Raw genomic sequence first — 2657 nt, 5'->3', positions numbered from 1 at the left:
AACATTGGTTGACGCAAACGTGGCCTGGAACCCGACGCTGTGCATCTACGAAGCTTCGCGTGATTTGCAGCGCGCCCTCACGCAACCGTGGTTCAAAGATTATTTGCATCCCGCGCTCGAAGCCTTTTTCACGCCGAATCCGGAATATCACGGTTCATTTTTCTTCGGCTGGACCAACACCGATGAAGTTTTCTGGAAGGAAAACTATCGCATTTGGATGCAAGCGGTGAAGGATTTTGCGGCCATGGGCGGCATTGTGACCACCGGCGAGGATGCGGGTTTTATTTATCAAATGTACGGCTTCGGCTATCTGCGCGAATTGGAATTGCATGAAGAAGCGGGCTTTCAGCCGCTCGAAGTGATTCAGCATGCCACCAGCAACGGCGCATGGGTGCTGGGCAAAGCAAACGAGCTGGGCCGCTTGAAAACCGGTTATCTTGCAGATATGATCGTGGTGGACGGCAATCCTCTGGAGAACTTGCATATTCTTTTTCCCACCGGCATCAACCCGACATTGGACAAGCAACGGGGCGAGCACGGCGGCATTGCGTGGACGATTAAAGACGGCATTCCGTATCACGCGCCCACGCTGTTTGCGGAGGTGCGTGAAATCGTCAAAGCCGCGCGCGCGAAGCAACAAACAGATTGAAGTCGTTCGTGTGTTCGGGTGATGAGTCTTTGGGCATAAGGCATCGTAAGTCTGCGCAAAATGCCAAAAATCATTTCGTGGATAGAACCTTAATTTTGTGTGCTGAGATATGACAAGAAAGAATCGATAATCGCCTTAAACAAACCGCAAAGCGGTGGCATGTTTATAGTGAAATCCGCCCCACCGCTCTTCAAAACTCCGAAGGAGTGAAATGTAGCACGGGCTCGATTTTGAATCTTGATCTTTCGATGAAAAGAACATGCCACTCCTTTCGGAGTTTGTAGAAACGGCGTGCGCGCATGACTATAACCATTTCACTCCTCGGAGTTGCCGGCAAGTTCTCGTGCAAAATTTTTTGTGCCTTACCAAAGTGGAGACATTTTTGAAAACTTTTGATTGCTGCTTTTTCGCGTAGTAGACAACGCGTTAGAGTTCATCTTGATGACAGGATTGACATGCGAAAGCTAACCTTCAGCGTTATAGTCATTCTAACCTTTGCAGACCTCTTTGGCCTCTCAAATGCCAGAGCGCAAAGCGTGGTGTTGGACTTTTCCTTTGGCGCAATTTATCCGGCGCAGACGGCCGGTGGGCTTTATCCCGGCGTGACGCTGCACAAGACGATCAAGAAGCGCGGTGTCTTGCAAATGGATCTCGGCGTAGGGGCGGCATATTATCAACGCAATTATTCGGATTTGGCGATTGTCGAGCCATATCTGAATCCGAACTCCGGCTCAGCTTTGCCCTTTGCAGAGGTGAAGTTCTCGCGCAAGCTCGTGCCGATTTCATTCAAACCGACGTTCAAGATTTCATTCATTGAACGCAGCTTGCCCAAGTTGCGGCCTGTGCGCGGTGCGGCGCGCGCCGGCATGGAAAGCACTTCTGATATCAAAGACACCGGCGTTTTTCTGCGGCCGCATGTGAGCTATTATCGCTTATCCAGTGAAGAATCGAATGAGGTGAACAGCAGCAGCATTTCACGCACCTACAAGGACTGGGGCTGGGGCAGCGAGCTGGGCTTTTATCTCACCATGACCAACAAGGTTTCAACCAGCATCTCCGTGCTGTACAACCGCGCTGCGCTCGATCGCGAGGAAAACGAAGAACCGGCCGGCTTGCCGGTTGATACAGTGGTCAAGCTCCATGGGGTCGGATTTCTGTTGAGCGTCGGGATGGGATTTTGATATGCTTGAGTTTTTGTATCAGATCGATGTCGCCGTATTCTTCTTTGTTAATCACAACCTGCAAAACAGTTTTTTTGATTGGCTGATGCCGATTGTTACTGAGCAGCGCAATTGGTTTCCGGTGTTTGCCGTGGTTTATGTTTGGCTGTGGTGGAAAGGCGGCAAAACCGGACGCACGGCCGCGCTGCTGATCATTCCGGTAGTAGTATTGAGTGATCAGCTCTCCTCTGCAGCGTTAAAACCGTTTTTTCAGCGTGTGCGTCCCTGCGTTGCGCTGGAGGGTGTAAACGCGATAACCGGCATCAGCACGTCGTTTTCGTTTCCCTCCTCGCACGCCGTGAATTCATTTGCGGCGGCCATGCTATTCACGCATTTTTATCCCGCGCAAAAATGGCCGTTGTTCATCTGCGCGTTTCTCTCGGGCTTCTCGCGCATTTATCTCGGCAAACATTATCCGTTCGACGTTATCGGCGGAGCCGTGATGGGCGTGTTGTGCGCGCTGGTCGTGATTAAAACTTATGAAATAGGCTCTGCCTGGAAGCATAGTCGTTCAGAATAATAACTTTCACGGTGAGGTTTTGCTTGCGGTATTATTTCTGCCGCCTAGGACACGAAATGGTAGAACTTTCCGAATTGCGATGCCCCACAGCACCGCACATTTGTTGTGAGGAAGATACTGCCATATCGTTCACGAACATCCACAAAAGTTTTATTTTCCGTGCAGCACCAGCGTGTCATGCGTATTGTGCCCGACGATGAAAACCTCCTTGCCGTCGGTCCAAATGCCGGTGTAGGTCGGCACGTCCGGCGCTTCGAATTGCGTGAAC

Annotated in this window: 3 protein-coding genes; all 3 read left to right on the top strand. The window is 51.0% G+C overall.

Annotated elements, in window-relative coordinates; genetic code table 11:
• Positions 1 to 649, top strand: a 649-nt coding sequence (locus tag FBQ85_29015) for an amidohydrolase (protein MDL1879174.1), incomplete at its 5' end; no start/stop codon positions are given.
• Between the two features lie 455 nt (positions 650 to 1104).
• Positions 1105 to 1830, top strand: coding sequence for a hypothetical protein (locus FBQ85_29010; GenBank protein MDL1879173.1), 726 nt, complete (start codon positions 1105 to 1107; stop codon positions 1828 to 1830).
• A 1-nt stretch (position 1831) separates the two neighbouring features.
• Complete coding sequence (locus tag FBQ85_29005; protein ID MDL1879172.1) at positions 1832 to 2389, top strand: phosphatase PAP2 family protein; 558 nt, start codon at positions 1832 to 1834, stop codon at positions 2387 to 2389.
• Positions 2390 to 2657: the final 268 nt, after the last annotated feature.

This window comes from Cytophagia bacterium CHB2 (assembly GCA_030263535.1).
Classification (GTDB): Bacteria; Zhuqueibacterota; Zhuqueibacteria; order Zhuqueibacterales; family Zhuqueibacteraceae; genus Coneutiohabitans.
The sequence above is the reverse complement of the archived record's forward strand: the minus strand, read 5'-3'. Positions and strand labels throughout refer to the sequence as shown.

Excerpts from the sequence above, each read along its gene's own strand:
- FBQ85_29010 (MDL1879173.1), top strand. The coding sequence starts at position 1,105 with ATGCGAAAGCTAACCTTCAGCGTTATAGTCATTCTAACCTTTGCAGAC.
- FBQ85_29005 (MDL1879172.1), top strand. The coding sequence starts at position 1,832 with ATGCTTGAGTTTTTGTATCAGATCGATGTCGCCGTATTCTTCTTTGTT.